This window comes from Paracoccus sp. NFXS7 (assembly GCF_040148865.1).
Taxonomy (GTDB): Bacteria; Pseudomonadota; Alphaproteobacteria; order Rhodobacterales; family Rhodobacteraceae; genus Paracoccus; species Paracoccus marcusii.
The window spans coordinates 352,502-370,453 of the sequence record NZ_JAKEKV010000002.1; the positions used below are offsets into that span (position 1 = coordinate 352,502).

General features: G+C 66.0%; 18 protein-coding genes. 11 read left to right on the forward strand and 7 right to left on the reverse strand.

The window, feature by feature from the left end; translation table 11 throughout:
- Positions 1-11 precede the first annotated feature (11 nt).
- The 3 genes from mnmE to hemJ all read right to left on the reverse strand — a co-directional run bounded on the left by mnmE (position 12) and on the right by hemJ (position 3,133).
- The gene (gene mnmE, locus LZ686_RS06445; protein WP_349547311.1) at positions 12-1,277 is read right to left on the reverse strand and encodes a tRNA uridine-5-carboxymethylaminomethyl(34) synthesis GTPase MnmE; all 1,266 of its coding nucleotides are present in this window, start codon (positions 1,275-1,277) and stop codon (positions 12-14) included.
- Between the two features lie 10 nt (positions 1,278-1,287).
- Positions 1,288-2,559 (reverse strand): transcription termination factor Rho, encoded by a 1,272-nt coding sequence (gene rho / locus LZ686_RS06450; RefSeq protein ID WP_045981904.1) that lies wholly within the window; start codon positions 2,557-2,559, stop codon positions 1,288-1,290.
- Between the two features lie 127 nt (positions 2,560-2,686).
- Positions 2,687-3,133, reverse strand: coding sequence for a protoporphyrinogen oxidase HemJ (gene hemJ / locus LZ686_RS06455; RefSeq protein ID WP_349547312.1), 447 nt, complete (start codon positions 3,131-3,133; stop codon positions 2,687-2,689).
- Positions 3,134-3,625: 492 nt separating this feature from the next.
- Here hemJ and LZ686_RS06460 point away from each other — a divergent pair, with 492 nt between their 5' ends.
- From LZ686_RS06460 to LZ686_RS06475, 4 genes are read left to right on the forward strand one after another with little or no spacing between them, the layout of a single operon-like run.
- Positions 3,626-4,480, forward strand: coding sequence for a shikimate dehydrogenase (locus LZ686_RS06460; protein WP_349547351.1), 855 nt, complete (start codon positions 3,626-3,628; stop codon positions 4,478-4,480).
- Entirely contained in the window at positions 4,477-5,064 is a 588-nt protein-coding gene (gene coaE, locus LZ686_RS06465) for a dephospho-CoA kinase (RefSeq protein ID WP_349547313.1), read from the forward strand. Before LZ686_RS06460 ends, coaE begins: the two co-directional genes overlap by 4 nt.
- A complete protein-coding gene (dnaQ, locus tag LZ686_RS06470; RefSeq protein ID WP_349547314.1) occupies positions 5,057-5,764 on the forward strand; it encodes a DNA polymerase III subunit epsilon in 708 nt (235 codons plus the stop codon). Before coaE ends, dnaQ begins: the two co-directional genes overlap by 8 nt.
- A gap of 60 nt (positions 5,765-5,824) precedes the next feature.
- Positions 5,825-6,715 (forward strand): YihY/virulence factor BrkB family protein, encoded by an 891-nt coding sequence (locus LZ686_RS06475; RefSeq protein ID WP_232303326.1) that lies wholly within the window; start codon positions 5,825-5,827, stop codon positions 6,713-6,715.
- A 37-nt stretch (positions 6,716-6,752) separates the two neighbouring features.
- Here the strand turns inward: LZ686_RS06475 and LZ686_RS06480 are convergent, their stop codons facing one another.
- Positions 6,753-7,556, reverse strand: a complete 804-nt coding sequence (locus LZ686_RS06480) for a response regulator (protein ID WP_045981908.1) — start codon at positions 7,554-7,556, stop codon at positions 6,753-6,755.
- 131 nt (positions 7,557-7,687) lie between these two features.
- On the opposite strand from LZ686_RS06480, the gene LZ686_RS06485 reads away from it, so the two are divergent.
- The 7 genes from LZ686_RS06485 to LZ686_RS06515 all read left to right on the forward strand — a co-directional run bounded on the left by LZ686_RS06485 (position 7,688) and on the right by LZ686_RS06515 (position 14,416).
- On the forward strand, positions 7,688-7,798 hold the full coding sequence (locus LZ686_RS06485) for a NepR family anti-sigma factor (protein ID WP_231558891.1): 111 nt from the start codon (positions 7,688-7,690) through the stop codon (positions 7,796-7,798).
- Between the two features lie 55 nt (positions 7,799-7,853).
- On the forward strand, positions 7,854-8,420 hold the full coding sequence (locus tag LZ686_RS06490; protein ID WP_045981909.1) for an RNA polymerase sigma factor: 567 nt from the start codon (positions 7,854-7,856) through the stop codon (positions 8,418-8,420).
- Between the two features lie 76 nt (positions 8,421-8,496).
- The gene (locus tag LZ686_RS06495; RefSeq protein ID WP_347917620.1) at positions 8,497-10,221 is read left to right on the forward strand and encodes a sensor histidine kinase; all 1,725 of its coding nucleotides are present in this window, start codon (positions 8,497-8,499) and stop codon (positions 10,219-10,221) included.
- A gap of 78 nt (positions 10,222-10,299) precedes the next feature.
- Positions 10,300-10,995, forward strand: a complete 696-nt coding sequence (locus LZ686_RS06500) for a paraquat-inducible protein A (protein ID WP_295167666.1) — start codon at positions 10,300-10,302, stop codon at positions 10,993-10,995.
- Positions 10,992-11,654, forward strand: a complete 663-nt coding sequence (locus LZ686_RS06505; RefSeq protein WP_045981912.1) for a paraquat-inducible protein A — start codon at positions 10,992-10,994, stop codon at positions 11,652-11,654. The genes LZ686_RS06500 and LZ686_RS06505 overlap by 4 nt, the downstream gene beginning before the upstream one ends.
- Positions 11,655-11,696: 42 nt before the next feature.
- Positions 11,697-13,748 carry a PqiB family protein gene (locus LZ686_RS06510; protein ID WP_349547315.1) on the forward strand — a complete coding sequence of 684 codons (2,052 nt, stop codon included), beginning with the start codon at positions 11,697-11,699 and terminating at the stop codon, positions 13,746-13,748.
- Between the two features lie 2 nt (positions 13,749-13,750).
- Positions 13,751-14,416 carry a PqiC family protein gene (locus LZ686_RS06515; protein WP_052714671.1) on the forward strand — a complete coding sequence of 222 codons (666 nt, stop codon included), beginning with the start codon at positions 13,751-13,753 and terminating at the stop codon, positions 14,414-14,416.
- 118 nt (positions 14,417-14,534) lie between these two features.
- Here the strand turns inward: LZ686_RS06515 and LZ686_RS06520 are convergent, their stop codons facing one another.
- The 3 genes from LZ686_RS06520 to LZ686_RS06530 all read right to left on the reverse strand — a co-directional run bounded on the left by LZ686_RS06520 (position 14,535) and on the right by LZ686_RS06530 (position 17,866).
- Entirely contained in the window at positions 14,535-14,912 is a 378-nt protein-coding gene (locus LZ686_RS06520; protein WP_045981913.1) for a hypothetical protein, read from the reverse strand.
- A gap of 78 nt (positions 14,913-14,990) precedes the next feature.
- Positions 14,991-16,817, reverse strand: coding sequence for a S8/S53 family peptidase (locus tag LZ686_RS06525; RefSeq protein ID WP_349547316.1), 1,827 nt, complete (start codon positions 16,815-16,817; stop codon positions 14,991-14,993).
- Entirely contained in the window at positions 16,808-17,866 is a 1,059-nt protein-coding gene (locus LZ686_RS06530; RefSeq protein ID WP_349547317.1) for a phosphatase PAP2 family protein, read from the reverse strand. Before LZ686_RS06530 ends, LZ686_RS06525 begins: the two co-directional genes overlap by 10 nt.
- Positions 17,867-17,952: the final 86 nt, after the last annotated feature.

Below are 17,952 nucleotides of genomic sequence, written 5' to 3' on the forward strand. Positions count from 1 at the left end.
TGAAACAACTCCTACTTGCCGATGCAAAACGACGAAAAGATAGCATCAAGATAGTCGTCCGCACCGATTCTTCCAAGTAAACGATCTAACGACACTGCAGATAGACGAAGCTTCTCCGCAATAAGTTCTGCGGGCAATTCCCCTACGCCTTCAACTGCCTCAAGTGCGGTGATGATTTCTAAACGCTGCCGCTCATGACTGATCAAACCTGCAGAAGAAACACGGTTTCTCAGTATTTCACCGATTATACCAATCATTTTGTCAATACCATGCCCGGTCACTGCGGATAGTGTCAGATCGGCGTCACTTTCACGGATGTCCGCATGGCTGACCGCAATGACATCATCAGGATGCCAAAGTTCCTGGACGATATCTCCGTTACGCGAAAGATGGATACGCAGATCAGCACTTTTCGCGCGGCTCAATGCACGGTCTATCCCAATCCTCTCAACAGCATCCTCGGATTCCCGCAAACCTGCCGTATCAAGAAACGTCACTGGCAACCCGTTCAGATCAAACTTAAGTTCAATCACATCTCTTGTCGTTCCCTCCCGATCAGATACGATCGCCACATCTCTCTGGGCCAACCTGTTCAGGAGACTCGATTTTCCGGCATTTGGCGGTCCGATGATAGCGACTTCAAACCCCATCCTGATCCGTTCGGCCGACGAAAATCCTGCCAACTCGCGCTGCAGCGCTTCGCGCAGTTCGGCGATTGCTTCGAAAACCCGATTGGGGACCTCATCAGGAACGTCTTCGTCCGCGAAATCAACACTGACCTCGACCAAAGCGCCAGCTTCGATCAGAAGTTGCCGCCATTCCAACGCCTTTTGGGCCAGCTCGCCGCTCGCGGTGCGCAAGGCCAGCTTACGCTGAGCCTCCGTCTCTGCTGCAAGGAGATCACCGAGCCCCTCGATTTCGGCAAGATCCATCCGGCCGTTCAGAAAGGCTCGCCGTGTGAACTCACCGGCTTCCGCTGGTCTGGCACCCATGGACAGCAGCGCTGACCCCACCCGTCGTGAAATCACAGGTGCACCATGCAGATGCAGTTCTGCCACTTCGTCGCCGGTAAAACTCTGACCCTCTGGGAACCACATTGCCAGAACCTGATCGATCGGCTCGTCGTCGTGCCTCAAGGTCCGAAAATACGCATGACGCGCATCGGGCATTTGGCCGACAAGACGCTCGGCAGTCAGCCGAGCATTCGTGCCGCTCAGACGGATGACAGAAACTCCCCCCCGCCCGGGCGGGGTGGCTTCTGCAAAGATCAGGTCCATGGCTGCCTCGTCAGGCGTTCATCGAGTCGAAGAACTCGGCGTTGCTCTTGGTCTGTTTCATCTTGGAAATCAGGAACTCAACGGCATCGGTCGTGCCCATCGGGTTCAGGATGCGACGCAGCAGATAGGTCTTCTGCAGGTCCTTGCTGTCGACCAGCAGTTCCTCTTTCCGCGTACCGGATTTCAGGATGTCCATGGCCGGGAAGACGCGCTTGTCTGCGACCTTGCGGTCCAGAACGATCTCGCTGTTGCCCGTACCCTTGAACTCCTCGAAGATCACCTCGTCCATGCGCGATCCGGTGTCGATCAGCGCCGTGGCGATGATCGTCAGACTTCCACCTTCCTCGATGTTGCGTGCCGCGCCGAAGAACCGCTTGGGTCGCTGCAATGCATTCGCATCGACACCACCGGTCAGCACCTTGCCCGAGCTTGGGACAACAGTGTTGAACGCTCTACCGAGTCTTGTGATAGAGTCCAAAAGAATCACAACATCTCGTTTATGCTCGACCAGACGCTTTGCCTTTTCAATGACCATCTCGGACACCGCAACGTGGCGGCTGGCCGGTTCATCGAAGGTCGAGGACACGACCTCGCCGCGCACGCTGCGCTGCATGTCGGTCACTTCCTCGGGGCGCTCGTCGATCAGCAGGACGATCAGATAGCATTCCGGATGGTTCTTCTCGATCGAATGTGCGATGTTCTGCAGCAGAACCGTCTTGCCCGTCCGCGGCGGTGCCACGATCAGCGACCGCTGACCTTTGCCGATCGGCGCCACCAGATCGATGATCCGGGCACTGCGATCCTTCACCGTGGGATCCTCGATCTCCATATTCAGACGTTCGTCCGGGTAAAGCGGCGTCAGGTTGTCGAATGCAACCTTGTGACGGGCCTTTTCCGGCTCTTCAAAGTTGATCTTCTCGACTTTCGTCAGCGCAAAATACCGTTCGTTGTCACCAGGCGCACGGATGACGCCGTCAACCGTGTCACCCGTACGCAGCGAATGCTGACGGATCATGTCCGGGCTGACATAGATGTCGTCCGGTCCGGGCAGATAGTTCGCCTCGGTCGACCGCAAAAAGCCGAAGCCGTCCTGGACGACCTCCAGCACGCCCTCGCCGCCGATCTCCCAGCCCTCCTCGGCATGCTCCTTGAGGATCGAGAACATCATCTCGCCCTTGCGCATGGTCGAGGCGTTCTCGATCTCCCACTCCTCGGCCATCGACAGCAGGTCGGCGGGACTCTTTGCCTTGAGGTCGGACAGATTCAGGCGTTCTTCGGTCATTCTGATGCAAACTTTCGGCCGCGCGACGTATCGGACGGAGCAGGCAGGTGTTCAAGGGAATCCCGTACCGGACGGCCGGGGTTGGGGCGCAGATAAGGCCGCGCCGGTCACGAGTCAATCTTTTCGATCAGAACTTGACGATCACGGCAGTCACAATCCCGACCATCAGCAGGGTCGGCACCTCGTTCATCATCCGATAGGACCGCCCGGCACGGGCCATTCCGGCCGACAGATGCCGTCGTTCGCGCGCGCACCACATGTGAAACACGCTCATCGCAATCACGCAGGCCGCCTTGACCCACGGCCAGGTCATGTCCCAGCTGACGATGCCCGGCGTCATCACCAGGGCCAACCCGCTGATCCACGTGGCGATCATCGCCGGGTTCATGATCAGCCGCAGCAGCTTCTGTTCCATGATCACAAAGCTTGCGACCGGTTCGGCCGATTCCCTACTGCGTTCGGCGTGATAGACAAACAGCCTGGGTAGGTAAAACAGGCCCGCCATCCACGAAATGACGGCCATGACGTGGAACGCCTTCACGTAGGGATAAATCAGGGCCAGTCCGTCGATCATCGCGAAACCTCTCTTCGGTCTTCTCTTAAATAAGAAAGATAAAGAAAGGAATGTTGTTGAAGTAGGGCCTGTGGATAGCAGGAATAGGACTCTGTTCACCGGGATTTCCTCAGAATCGGGCGTTGTGGACAAGCATGTGCGAAAGCGGCAAGCCGACCTGAAAACCTTTTGTAAACAAAGCGATCATATGTGGATAACTTTGCGGATAATGATTTGGCCGCTGATTCCTCCACAGGCCGCCCGATCGGGACGCCCGATTCGTCCCCCTGTGGAAAACGCCCTTCTGTTTTTGCTTCGTTCCGAGGGCAAATCAGAACACGCAGAGGATTGACGCGGGTTGCCACCAACCCCGGCGCCGATTCCTCCGAGGATTTGTCCACAGCGTGCCTGCCCGATCCGCCACGGATATGCCGCCACATGCCGACAGGGGCTTTCGCCACGCCGTTCGTGTGCCTAGTCTGCACCGAAAGACGCCACGTGATGATCAAGCCGATGCAAGACGACCTGCCCGCCAGCCAGATCACCCACGCGCCCTTGGCCGGCGTGATCGGGATGCCCATCGCGCATTCGCGCTCTCCGCGCCTGCACGGACATTGGTTGGCCCGCTATGGCCTGCCCGGCCACTACGTGCCGATCCCGGTAATGCCCGAACATCTGGCCGAAGTTCTGCGCATTCTGCCGCGTGCCGGTTTCGTCGGCGCCAATGTCACCATTCCCCACAAGGAGGCGGTCCTCACGCTGGCCGACACGGTCACGGACCGCGCAGCCCTGATCGGTGCCGCCAACACGCTGATCTTTCGCCCCGACGGCAAGATCCATGCCGACAATACCGACGGCTATGGCTTCATCGCGAACCTGCGGCAGAACGAACCCGACTGGCAGCCCGATCTGGGCCCCGCCGCGGTGATCGGTGCGGGGGGTGCGGCACGGGCGGTGGTCGCCTCCCTGCTGGACAGCGGCGTCAAGGAGTTGCGCATCGCCAACCGGACGCGGCTGCGGGCGGAACAGATCAAGGCAGAGTTCGGGGCGCGCCTGGTCGTCTATGACTGGGCCCAGGTCGGCAACATGCTGGAAGGCGCATCCACCGTCGTCAACGCCACCTCGCTTGGGATGGATGGAAAACAGCCGCTGCGGGTGCCGCTGGACGCGCTGTCGCCCAGTGCCTTGGTCACCGACCTAGTCTATACCCCGCTGATGACTCCCTTCCTGACCGAGGCACAGGCTCGCGGATGCCGCGTGGTCGATGGTCTGGGAATGCTGCTGCACCAGGCGGCCCCAGGCTTTGAACGCTGGTTCGGCCAGCGCCCCGATGTCGACGACGAGGCGCGGCGGGTCGCGCTGGAATGACCTTTCGTCTTGGCCTGACCGGCAGCATCGGCATGGGCAAATCGACCACGGCACAGATGTTCCGCGATCTTGGTCACCCGGTCTGGGACGCGGATCAGGCCGTCCATCGTCTGTATGCCCCGGGCGGATTGGCCGTGGCGCCGGTCGCCGCCGCCTTTCCCGCGGCCTTGGCTCAGGGCGGAATCGACCGGGGCGCGCTGAAGACCGCGCTTGCCGCCGACCCTGCCGCACTGGCGCGGCTGGAGGGGATCGTCCACCCCTTGGTCGCACGGGACAGGCAGGATTTCCTGGCGCGACATGTGGGCGCACCCCTGGTCGTCCTGGACATCCCCCTGCTGTTCGAAAGCGCGCATCCCCCCGATCTGGACGGGGTCGCGGTGGTGTCCACCGATCCCGCCACTCAGGCGGCCCGCGTGCTTGCGCGTTCGGGTATGACGCGCGATACGCTGGCCATGATCCTGGCACGCCAGATGCCCGACGCGGACAAGCGTGCGCGCGCCGACTGGATCATTCCGACCGAAAGCCTGGATGGCGCCCGTGCCGCCGTCGCCCGCATCGTGAACGAGGTTGCCCCCCATGCGTGAGATCGTCCTGGACACCGAAACCACCGGCTTTGAGGCCGAGGGTGCCGACCGCATCGTCGAGATCGGCGCGCTGGAGCTGATGAACCACCTGCCCACCGGGCGCACCTTCCACGTCTACATTAACCCCGAACGGTCGATGCCCAAGGAGGCGTTCGACGTCCACGGCCTGGGCGACGACTTTCTGCGCGACAAGCCGAAATTCGCGGCGATCGTCAATGATTTCATGGACTTCATCGCCGACGACTCCAAGCTGGTGATCCACAATGCCAGCTTCGACATGAAATTCCTGAACGCTGAACTGAAACGCGCGGGGCACACGCCGCTGCCATGGTCGCGGGCGCTGGACACGCTGATGCTGGCCCGCGAGAAATTCCCCGGATCGCCTGCGACGCTGGATGCGCTGTGCCGCCGCTTCGGCGTGGACAATTCGGGTCGTGAGCTACACGGCGCCTTGCTGGACAGCGAACTGCTGGCCGAGGTCTATCTGGAACTGATCGGTGGCCGCCAGCCTGACCTGGTCCTGGACAAGCCCGGTGCACAGGACGACGGTGCCCGCAGCCCCGATGGCCAGATGCGCCCGCGCGCCGCGCGTCCCCGCCCCCTGCCGCCCCGCCTGACCCAGGACGAGGCGCATGCCCATGCCCAATTCGTGGCCAAGCTGGGCGAGGATTCGGTCTGGGCGCGCTTCGCCACGACCTGACGGCGGTCTTGCGCGGGCCGGTTTCGCGGACCATGCTGACGAAAAGGGATGCGGGGCGGGATGCTGGACTGGCTGCGGGATCTGGGATCATTCTGGGGCGCCATCTTCGAACGGATGGACAAGACCCACATGACGCTGATCGCGGCGGGCGTCGCGTTCTATGCGATGTTCGCGGTGTTTCCCGGACTGGCCGCGATCATCGCGCTGTGGAGCCTGTGGTTCGACCCGATGGTCGTCCTGACCTATCTGGACGTCGCGCATGAATTCTTGCCGGACGGCGCGTCCGACATCGTCGACGACCAGGTGACCACGCTGACGCAAAATGGCCAGACCTCGGTCGGGTGGACGTCGTTCGTGTCGTTCATGATCGCCACCGTCGCGGCGCGGGCGGGGGTGGACGCCCTGATCCGCGGTTTGAACGCCGCTTATGGGGTGCGGGCGCATTCGACGATCTTCGGCTTCGTGCTGGCCTATGCGCTGACCCTGGTGATCGTCGGGATCTCCCTCGCGGGGCTGGCGACGATCGTCGTGGTGCCGGTACTGCTGAACTTTCTGGTCTTTGCGCCGGTGCGCGCATCGCTGCTGACGGTGCTGCCTTGGGCAGGGATGTTCCTACTGGTGATCGTGACCATCGGGGTGCTGTATCGCTACGGTCCCAACGTCAAGACGCCGCGCACCCCGATCTTCACCTGGGGGGCGCTGTTCGCGGCCGTGCTGTGGTCGGCAGGGTCGATCGCGTTTTCCGCCTATCTGGGCAGCTTCAACAGCTATAACCGCATCTACGGCTCGATCGGGACCGTGGTGGCACTGTTGATGTGGTTCTATCTGGCGGGGTTCTCGGTGCTGTTGGGTGCGCTGATCAATGTCGAACTGGCACGGCGTCGCCGGATGCGTGCGGCACGCGAGGCACGGCGCGGCTTTGACGAACTGCTGGCCGAGAAGGCAAAGTGAAAGGGGCGCCCGGTCCGGGGCGCCCCTGTCCTTATCCTCAGGCGTTCAGGCCCTCGGTCGAGGCGAAGAACATCGCCTGGCTGACCGCCGAACGCACCTGCTCCTCGCTGTAGGGCTTGGAGATCAGGAAGGCCGGCTCCGGTCGGTCGCCCGTCAGCAAGCGTTCCGGGAAGGCGGTGATGAAGATCACAGGGATGTCGCCCATGCTGCCCAGCAGCTCGTTGACGGCATCGACGCCCGACGATCCGTCGGCCAGCTGGATGTCGGCCAGGATCAGGTCGGGACGGTGCTTGCCGGCCAGTTCGATCGCGGCGGTGTGGGTGCGGGCGACGCCGGTGACGTCATGGCCCATTGCCTGGACGATGCCCTTCAGGTCCATCGCGATGATCATCTCATCCTCGATGACCATGACCTTGCCGCGCAGCGCCTGGCCCATCTCGTTCAGCGCGATCTGGACCAGTTCCTCCGCCTCGGCAGCCTCGATCTGCATCACGCGGGCGATCTGGTCGGCGCGCAGCTCCTCGATCGTGCGCAGCAACAGGGCCTCGCGCGAATTCGGCGTCAGGCCACGCAGATGGCCTTGGGCCCGGCGTTCACGTTCGGACATCTCGGCATCGTCCACCGGCTGGCCCGAGCTTTGCCAGATTACGTGGAACGTCTTGAACAGCGCGATGCGCAGGTCGTCTTCGCCGTCCAGGACGCTGCGATCGGTCAGGATCGCCTCCAGCGTGGCGGCTGCATAATTGTCGCCGGCGCGCTGGCTGCCGGTCAGGGCGCGCGCATAGCGACGCAGAAACGGAAGCTCGCGCCCGATGGATTGGGCCAGATCGGCAACAGTCATTACACAGTCCTCTTAAATCGCGTATTGCAGGGAACCAACTGAACCCCCTATCGGTTGCATGCTGTGCGCACAAGTTTGTCGGGACTGACACGAATATGACACCAAAGCGAGACGACCGCAGGAGAGCGGCTGTGGAAAAACAGATCGATGAGAACCTGAAACGCGTCTATGAGCAGGATGCAACTGACCAGATCCCCGATCGGTTTCTGGAACTGCTGAAGAAGTTGAAGGAACAGGAATGATCCGTTTCCCGGCCCGGCGTTCCTCGATCCCCAAGCTTTCCGGTGTTTCATTTCCATGACCAATTCCCCTTCGGTTCATCCGCGCGACCAGTTGGTCGACCACCTGCCCGCATTGCGGGCCTTTGCGCTGTCGCTGACCCGCGAGGGGGCGTCGGCCGATGATCTGGTGCAGGACACCATCGTCAAGGCGTGGACGAACATGGACAAGTTCCAGGCCGGAACGAACTTGCGCGCCTGGCTGTTCACCATCCTGCGCAACACGTTCTATTCGTCGCGCCGCAAGACCAAGCGTGAGGTCAGCGACAGCGACGGCATCCATGCCGCCCGCCAGGCGACGCGGCCCGACCATGACGGGCGCCTTGCCCTTCGCGACTTCCGCGCGGCCTTCGACAAGCTGCCCGACGAACAGCGCGAGGCACTGATTCTGGTCGGCGCATCGGGCTTTTCCTACGAGGAAGCGGCCGAGATGACCAAGGTCGCCGTCGGCACGGTCAAGTCGCGCGCCAATCGCGGGCGCCGCAAGCTGGCTGAATTGCTGCACCTGGAACAGGGTGAGGAGTTGAGCATGACAGACCAAGCGACCCTGGCCGTCATGGCGCAGAACAACTACAGTTCTCGCTGAGGCGGGCGGTGTGCTGAGGCGGATCACCCAACGGATGGAATTTACGCGGCGTCTCGGGTTTCGGCTCGGGGCGCTGTTGTCCATCGCGATCCTTCCGATCGGCCTGATCTCCCTTGTCCAGAACCTGCACCTGTCGCGCGAGGCGGAACGCAGCGCCGAAATCGCGCTGCTGGGCCGGACCGCATCGGCCGCCGCCGGAGAGCGGGCTCTGCTGCAAAGCGCATTGGGGGCCGCCGACGCCCTGGGCCCCGCGATCCTGGAAAGCGCGGGCCAGCCCGGCATGTGTTCGGATCTGCTGCGCAATTTCGTGCAGCGCAGCGGCACCTATCGCCATGCGGCCTTCGTGCCGGTGGACGGGCGCGTCGAATGCAGTTCCGCCGGGCCGGACGACCCGCAGTTGGACCTGTCGAACAGCGACATGGTCCGCGATTTTATGCAGAACCCGATGACCGCCGTGACCGCCATGGCCCAGGGGCCGGTCAGCCGGGAACCCGTCGTGGTGGTGCTGCAGCCCCTGTATCGCGACCGCGAATTCCTGGGCCTGACCGCCCTGTCCCTGACGCAGGAGCTGCTGCGTTCGACCCACGCGATGGATTTCGGGACCGAAGGCGCGCGTATCCTGACCTTCAACAATTCCGGCCGCGTGCTGATCGCGGATACCAGCCAAGGCGACGACCCGGCCCAGCTGCTGCCCCGCGACGTGCCCCTGGTCAGTTTGCCCGGACAGGGAGAAGCGACCTTTCGCACCCGCGCCAACAGCGGAGAGATGCGCGTCTTCACCGTCGTGCCGGTGGTCCCCGGCCTGGTCTATGCCCTTGGCAGCTGGAGCCCCAGCATCGCCGGCGTCGGGCTGTTCCAGCTGTCGCGCTTTGGCGCGGTCATGCTGCCGGTGGCGCTGTGGGTCGTGTCGCTGGCGGTCGCCTATTTCGCGGTGTTCCGGCTGGTCCTGCGCCACATCACCGTCCTGCGCGGACAGATGCGTCGTTTCGCCATCGGCAATCGTGACAGCCCGCCCCCGGTCCTGGCCGATGCGCCGACCGAGATCGCAGATGTCAGCCAGACCTTTCACAACATGGCCCGCATCCTGATCCGCGACGAGGAAGCGATGGAGCAGGCCGTCGCCGAAAAGACCGTCCTCCTCAAGGAGGTCCATCACCGGGTCAAAAACAACCTTCAGTTGATCGCCTCGATCATCAATATGCAAAGCCGCCTGATTGACGACCGCGACGCCAAGCGCGTGCTGCGCTCGGTCCAGGACCGGGTGGCGGCGCTGGCCACGATCTATCGCAACCTGTATCAGGCCGAACAATTGGATCAGGTCTATGCCGACCGGCTGATCACCGACATCATCGCCCAGCTGACCACCGCATCGGCCAGCGCGGGCCGTCACCTGCAGGTGCAGACCGACATCCAGCCGCTGACGATGCTGCCCGACCAGGCGGTGCCGCTGACCCTGCTGACGACCGAAGCCTTCACCAACGCCATGAAATACGCGGGCAATCCGGCGGATGGCGGCGATCCGTGGGTGCGCGTGTCGTTGACCTCTCCCACGCCGGGGCAGGGCCTTCTGGAGGTGGTGAACTCCACCGGCCCGGACGAGGCCGCGGGCGGCACCGGCCTGGGCAGCCAGCTGATCGAGGCGTTCTCGATGCAGCTGGAGGGCGATGTCACCACCGATTCCCAGCCCGGCGCCTATCGCCTGGCGCTGACCTTCCGGCTTGGCCAGGCCGGTTCCGCGGGCGGTAACAGCCCGCGACAGGTCGTCCTGACATCGGCGGCGCGGGCCGGATCGCGGCATTAGCGCCGCGCCTGCGTGCAATTCTGCGTGGCCCGCTCGCGCCATGCTTGCACCGCAGGCCGTCAGGCTTATCTTCGGCGCATGGAACGCGAACAAACATATGATCTGTCGACCGGCGAAGGGCTGATTGCCTGCCCGCTCTGCGACGCCCTGCATGTCCAGGAGGATCTGGACGTCGGAGAGACCGCGCGCTGCATCCGTTGCGGCACGGTCCTGGCCAAGCCGCGCGACGGCGCGTTCGCGCAGCTGATCGCGCTGGCCTTCACCTCGATGGTGCTGCTGGTGGGGGCGGTGTTCTTTCCCTTCCTGGAGGTGTCGGCGATGGGCTTCGGCAATGCCAGCTCGCTGTTCGACGTGGCGCTGGCCTTTGCCGACGGGGTTCTGCTGCCGCTGGTCTTGGCGGTGCTGGCGATGATCATCGGGCTGCCGATCCTGCGGGCGTTCCTGCTGCTCTATACGCTGGTCCCGCTGGCGCAGGGGCGTCCGCCGCATCGCCATGCCGCCGTCGCCTTCCGCTGGTCCGAACTGCTGCGCCCCTGGTCCATGGCCGAGATCTTTGTCATCGGCACCGCGGTCGCGCTGATCAAGGTCGCAGGTCTTGCCACCGTCCATCTGGGCCCGGCCTTCTGGGCATTCTGCGCGCTGATCTTCGTGAACCTCGCCAGCCGCGCCTTCATGTGCCAGACCTCGATCTGGGACGCGATCGAGGATGCCGGCATGAAGACCGAGTATCAGGCCAAGACCCCCACCCCCCTGACCGCCCCCGGCGACGCATGAGCGCGCCTGCCGGACAGTCCGATGCCCCCGTCCTGACCGCGCATCGCGCCGGGCTGTCGGGGTGCCACCGCTGCGGCCGGGTCTGGCCCCAGGATCAGGCCCGCTGTCACCGCTGCGGCGCGCATCTGGTCGCGCCCGACCGGCGCGGCCTGCAGAAGGTCTGGGCATGGTGGCTGGCCGGGCTGATCGCCTATATCCCCGCCAACGTCTTCCCGATGATGAGCACCCAGACCTTCGCGGGCCTTGCCGGCAACTCCGAGGCGACGATCCTGGGCGGCGTGGTCGAGCTGATGCATTACGGCAATTACGACATCGCGCTGATCGTCTTCGTGGCCTCGGTCATCGTGCCGGTGGGCAAGTTCCTGGCCATCGCCTGGCTGGCCGTCGTCGCGGGCCGCCCGGCCAGCGTGGACCAGGCCCATTCGCGGCTGAAGGTCTATGAGGTCGTCGAATTCATCGGTCGCTGGTCGATGATCGACGTCTTTGTCGTAGCCATTCTGTCGGCGTTGGTGCAGCTGGGCTTCGTCGCCTCGATCCGGCCGGGACCGGCCGCGGTGTCCTTTGCCCTGTCGGTTGCCTTCACGATGCTTTCTGCGCAAAGCTTTGACGCACGATTGATCTGGCGCGGTCTGCCCTTGCGCACCCGCCGCGAACCCTGACCACCTGCATTTCCAGTACGAACGCCCAAGGATCACGACCTCATGACGGACACACCCCCGCCCCTGACGCCGGCCAGCCCGGTGCGCAAGACGGCCGCCCGCGCGGCCCAGGCCGGTATCAACGTCATCTGGATCGTGCCCATCGTGGCGCTGATCGTGACGCTTGGCATCGCCTGGAACGCGTTCCGCGACCGGGGCAGCGTGATCGAGATCGAATTCGCGGACGCCACCGGCATCACGCCCGGAGAGACCACGCTGCGCTTTCGCGAGATCACCGTGGGCGGGGTCGAGGGGGTCAAGTTCACCGACGATCTGTCGCGGGTCGTGGTGTCGGTCCGCGTGGACACCGACGTGGCGCAGTTCATCGATGCCGACGCGTCCTTCTGGATCGTCCGCCCGCAGGTCAGCGCCCAGGGGGTCACCCGTCTGGACACGGTCCTCAGCGGCGCCTTCATCGAGGGTTACTGGGACGCCGAGGTGTCCGAGCCTGCCGCACGCTTCACCGGACTGGACCGCCCGCCGCTGATCCGCAACGATCAGCCCGGCACCTGGGTCACCCTGTCGATGGAGACCGCCGACGGCCTGTCCGAAGGGGCCCCGGTCCTGTTCCGCGGCGTTCAGGTCGGGCGGCTGGAGAACATCCGCGTGGATTCCGGCACCGACCGCGTCATCGTGGACGCCTTTGTCGAGGCGCCCCATGACGCGCGGCTGACCAGCGCGACCGTCTTCTGGGACACGTCCGGCTTCTCGGTCTCGCTTGGGACGCAGGGGGTGGCGCTGAACGTCAATTCGCTGTCGTCGCTCCTGCAGGGCGGCGTGGCCTTCGAGACCTTCGTCAGCGGCGGCACGCCCATCGAACCCGGACAGGAATTCGCCGTTCAGGCGGACGAGGGCACGGCCCGCACCGCCCGGTTCGAGGATGACGATACCCGCCTGCTGCGCGTGGGGATCCTGATCGACGACAGCGTCGAGGGCCTGTCCACCGGCGCCGATGTCCAGTTCCAGGGCCTGCGCGTCGGTCGCGTGACCGACCTGGCCGTCAGCCTGACCGAGGATGAGCAGGGCAACACTGTGCCGCGCCAGCTGGTCAGCATGGTGATCTCTCCGCGGCGCATGGGCCTGCCGGACGGATCGACTGCCGACGACGCGCTGGCCCTGCTGACCGAGGAGGTCGGCGATGGCCTTCGCGCGCGCGTGGCCAGCGCCGGATTCCTGGGCACCACCCTGATGGTCGAACTGGTCGACATGCCCGATGCGGCCCCGGCGACGATCGATCTGGAAACGGGTCCGAACCCGCTGATCCCGTCGGTGCCCGGCGATCTGGACGATTTCACCGCCAGCGCCCAGGGACTGGTCAACCGCATCGGCAACCTGCCCATCGAGGAGCTGCTGACCTCGGCCCGCGACACGCTGGACGGGATCACCGCGCTGGCGACCTCGCAGGATACCCGCGCGATCCCCGGTGCGCTGCGCGAGGCGATCGAGGGGGGCAGCGTTGCCTTGGCCGACATCAGCGCCATCACGGGCGATCTGCGGCAGGCCGAAAGCGGACAGACCCTGGCCCGGATGCTGGACGAGGCCTCCGCCGCCTTCACCGCCGTGTCCGAGGCCACCGTGGGCGTCCCCGAGATGGTCGAACAGATCGACAGCGCCGCCGCCTCGGTCGAGGAGTTCGGCTTTGCCGAGATCAGCCTGCAGGCCGAGGGAATCCTGGCCGACCTGCGCGCCATGCTGGGCAGCGAGGATGCCGAACAGCTGCCGCGCAACCTGTCCAACGTGCTGGAATCGGCCACGGGCCTGCTGGACGACCTGCGCGACGGCAACGCCGTGGGCAGCCTGAACAACGCGCTGGACAGCGCCAGCCAGGCCGCCGACCAGATCGCGGCGTCGGTCCAGCAGCTGCCCGACCTGCTGCAGCGCCTGCAGGTCACCGCGGCGCGGGCCGACACGCTGTTCGCCAGCTATGGCGACCGGTCGGCCTTCAACAACGAACTGATCGGGGCGCTGCGCGAGCTGCGGCGTGCCACCTCCTCCATCGGCTCGGTCGCCCGGCTGATCGAACGCAACCCCCGCGCCTTCATTCTGGGACGATAGACATGATGCTGCCCCACCGCGCCCTGCGCCTGCCTGCCCTGCCCATCGCCGCCCTGATCGGGGCGTCCCTGCTGGGCGCCTGTTCCAATCCGGAAAAGACCGGGCGTTTCCTGATCGACCCCCCGGTGGCCGGGGTCCAGGTGCCCAACCGCCTTGGCACTGCGGAACTCAAGGACGTGTCCCTGCCCGAATACGCCGCCGACCAGGAGGTCGCGTTCCAGACCGGCGACGGGGCGGTGCGGTCCAATTCGGACAACCTGTGGGCGGACGACCCGGCCCGGTCCTTCACCACGACGCTGGCCCGCGCGATCAGCGACGTGTCCGGCGCCACCGTCATCAGCGAGCCCTGGCCCCTGGCCCAGCCCCCCGCCCGCATCCTGGAGGTGCGCGTCGAACGCGCCCTGGCGCAGGCTGACACCACCTATCGCCTGTCGGGGCGGTATTTCGTGTCCGACGACGGCCTTTCGGGGGGCGGCACGAACCACGCGCGCAGCTTTGACATCCGCGTTCCGATGACCGCGCAGGGGCCGGCCGCGACGGCGGCCGCGGCCAGCCAGGCGATCTCGATCCTGGCACAGCAGATCGCGACGCTGTCGGGGCCGGGGGCGACCATCGCCACCACGCGTCCGGCCGCGTCCGATCCGTTCGACCTGCCGCCGCTGTTCTGAAAAAGATCGGCGGAAGGCCGCCCCAGACGGCCTTCCGCCGATCCACCCGCAGGACGGGCACCAATACCACCACACCGCTCACGACAGACGGCCCTGCAGGTATCCCTTCCGGCGCGGATCAGGCGCCGGATGTCTCGGTGGGCCCGTGGCCCAGCACCCGGATGATGACCGGCAGCACGAAATGGTCAAAGCAGGTGCGGTCCGGGTTGAAGGCGCCGGGCCGCCCGACGCCGCCGCATTCCTCGCAATCCTCAAGCGTGCCCCAACAGTTCGGACAGGCGCCAAGCGCGCAGGCCAGCATCTCCGCGTGATCGATCAACAGCTCGTTCTCACGCTCCAGCCGCTGCAGCGCGGCCCAGCTGGGCCGGTCGGCGGTGCCGGTGGTCTGCATCCGCGCCATCGCCCGCCCGACCGACGCGCCGGGCGCCGGGTCCGCGCCCAGCATCCGCAGGGCGGCCAGCATGTCCTGGAATTCCGCGGTGTCCTTGTCCTTCATCGCCTGTCCCCCGTGCGGACGATCCGTTCGTCCTGTGCATCGTGATTCGCATGCCGCCGTGAAAGCGGCGTGAAAGGATCAGTCCCGCGGCGGGTCGGTCGGCAGGACCGGCACGGGGACGTCTGTCGCCCCCTGCACCAGCCGGATGATCGCCGCGCGGCTGTCGGGCCGCGCCCCGTCGGCCAGGTGTCCGGCCAGCCAGCGTGTCGCCTGAGGGGCCGCCATCGAGCTGCCGCTCATCATGGCAAAGCTGCCGCTGGTGCGGCCGCGCACGATCATGCCGGGCCAGGCCTGCGACCGGTCCACGCAGGCCAAGAGATCACCGCCCTGCGCCACCCCGATCAACGACGCATAGGCCAGCCCCCGCCCGCTCCGGTCCACCGCGCCCACCCGCAGGCTGTGCCGCCCCGTCGCATAGGCGTTCACCGTGTCCGCCCGCTGCACCCGCGCGGGGCCAGCGGCCCGCGGGTCCAGCAGGACGGGAAACCCCCGGGCGTCCATGTCGGCATAGGCGGGCTGGGACAGCCAGCTTTGCCGCGCCTCTCGCGGGAAACCGCGCAGGACGTCGTCACGCTGGACCGATACCGCGTGATCGCCGTCCCCCTGCACCAGCGCCAGCCCCCACCGGCCGGGCGGCGCCCAGCTGTCGCCCACGGCTGCAGGGCAGGTCGGCGCCATGATCAGCGTCATGCATTCGCGCCAGCCGTCGGGATGCGGCATCACCCGATAGAACGCCCGCCCCAGGTCGCGCCCCCGCCCGTCGCGCAACGTGCTGGACTGGTTCGAGGCGCAAAAGTGGGTCCGGGCCTCGGTCCCGCCGGGCGGCGTCAGCCCGATCCGCATGGGCCAGTCCGGTCGCGAGGGACGGACCGGCCCCCAGATCTCCAGCGGGGTCTGGGTCGCGTCGTCGGGCGGCAGTTGCCATCCGATCCTGCCCTGGGGACGCAGGGTCGCGCGCAGGCGCGCCATGCGATGATTGCCGGTCGGCAGCACCGCATGCACCGGCCCCAGTCCGGTGGACGCATGGGTCGCCAGCGCATCCAAGAAACGTTCCAGCAGGCCCGTGCCGTCGCGCGGCCCCGCCGTCAGCCCCAGGCTGAGGTTCAGCACCACGGGCAGGCGCACGCTGTCCACGGGCAGGCCATGCGCGGCCTCGACCTGGCGGCACAGCATCCGGGCGCGGGTGATGACGAAGACGATGGCGGCCAGCAGCGGGTCCTGGGCCAGCGTGGCCGAGGTGTCCGCGATCACCCCGGGGGCCAGCGTCACCCCGATCACCGGATGATTGCGGGCACGCGGATCGTCCGGTGCAAAGCCCGCGGCCAACAGCGCCACCGCCGCGCCGTGACCCGCGGCAAAGGCCGCGCTGTGCGTCGTGCGGCGGTCCATCGCCACGACCCCGGCCCTGCGATAAACCGCATCCTCGGCCGCGATCGCACCCGATTCCAGTCCCGCCAGCCAGCCGCCGATCCTGTCGCCCCGCAGCTCGATTCCCCATGGCAGGTCGCGGCCCGGACCGTCGGGATCGACGCGGGCATCCTGGACCCACAGCGACGCCACCCGCGACAGCGCCCCCGGCAGGCGCAGGTGCTGATGTGCGAACGGAATGGCATCGTCGATGACGGCGATGATGCAGCCACGGTCCGGGTCCGGCAGCGCGCCCGCAGCCATCAGCGGACCGGCGCCCGCAGGGGCCGGGTCACGGTTCACCGCGTCCGGGGGCAGGACCGCGGATGGCAGGAACCAGGACCGATCCATCCGCCCGAACGCCTGCGCCATCAGAGTGGGAAGGTCGGGCGCGGATGTGGGCGGGGGCGCCCGGTGTCGCCGGCACCACTCCACCAGCGCGGGCGACAGCCCCGCCGGGGCGGCACCCGGGGTGGTCCATATGGCTGTCAGCTCCACTGGTCCGCCCGTTCGTCCCGGGCGCGCGCGACCAGCGTGGCCCATAACGGTGCGGGGCGCGGGGTCAGTGCAGGTCCCCTGAGCCTTGTGGCGGGATCGGCGTCGTTCAGAATTTCGGCCAGGATGCCATAGTGGAAATCGCGCACGGCCCCGCCGTCGTGATAAAGCCGCCCGTCGAACTGCGCCCCGTGGGCGGTCGCGGCCGGATCGGCGCGGGCCAGCATGTAATGCGCCAGCTGCATCCCCAGCACCGCCCCCGCGGCGCTGTCGGCGGGGAAATGCACGCCGGCCACCGTCCGGTTCACCGCGATGCGACAGGCCAGTCGGAACAGCGGGTCGTCGGCCCGCGGCGGCGCCTGTGGGTCGTCCAGCCGCGTCAGCAGCGTGGCCAGGCAAAAGGCCTGGGTCGCATGACCGCTGGGCAGGGTGGGATGGCTGGGACAGGCGATCATCGGCTGGATCAGGTCGCTGAATTGCGTGGGGCGCGGGCATGCCAACGCAAGCTTGAGACGCATGACCGCGGCGGTGGTCAGGTCCATCGCACGGGCCAGCATCTCCAGCGTGGCGGGGTTTCGCGACGCCTCCAGGGGGCGGATCGCGGCAAAGAACGGCATCAGGCCGTGGGTCTGGACCTCGATCTCGGGGGCGCGGTCGGGGCGCAGTTCGGCGTAATGCCCGACCATCGCCGCAGCCTCGCGGAACTGCACCAGATCGGGCCGGTCGATCCGCACCAGCGAGGCGCAGGTTCCGTCCGCCTGGCGGCACAGCAGGCTGGCGGATGATGCACCGGCGACCCCGTCATCGGCCGACAGGGGCAGGTCCTCGGACAGTTCCGCCAACAGGATTGCGGCGCGGTGGTCCGGGTCCAGCCGCGCCAGCCGCGCACCCGGTGCCAGCATGGCGGGGGAACCGTCCCGGCCCTGCGGATCCTCGATCCCCGCGATCGCATCGCGCGTGCGCATCAGGGCAAGGGACAAAAGCGCCCCCTGGCCGTCCGGCATGTCGTCGGACTTGGCATGCTTGGCATGTTTGGCGTGGAACAGGGACATGATGCACCAGGGAAAACAGGAACGGGTGACCCGATTAATCTATCACACGAAGCCGTGATTGGATAACCTTTTGCAAATCGCCCTTT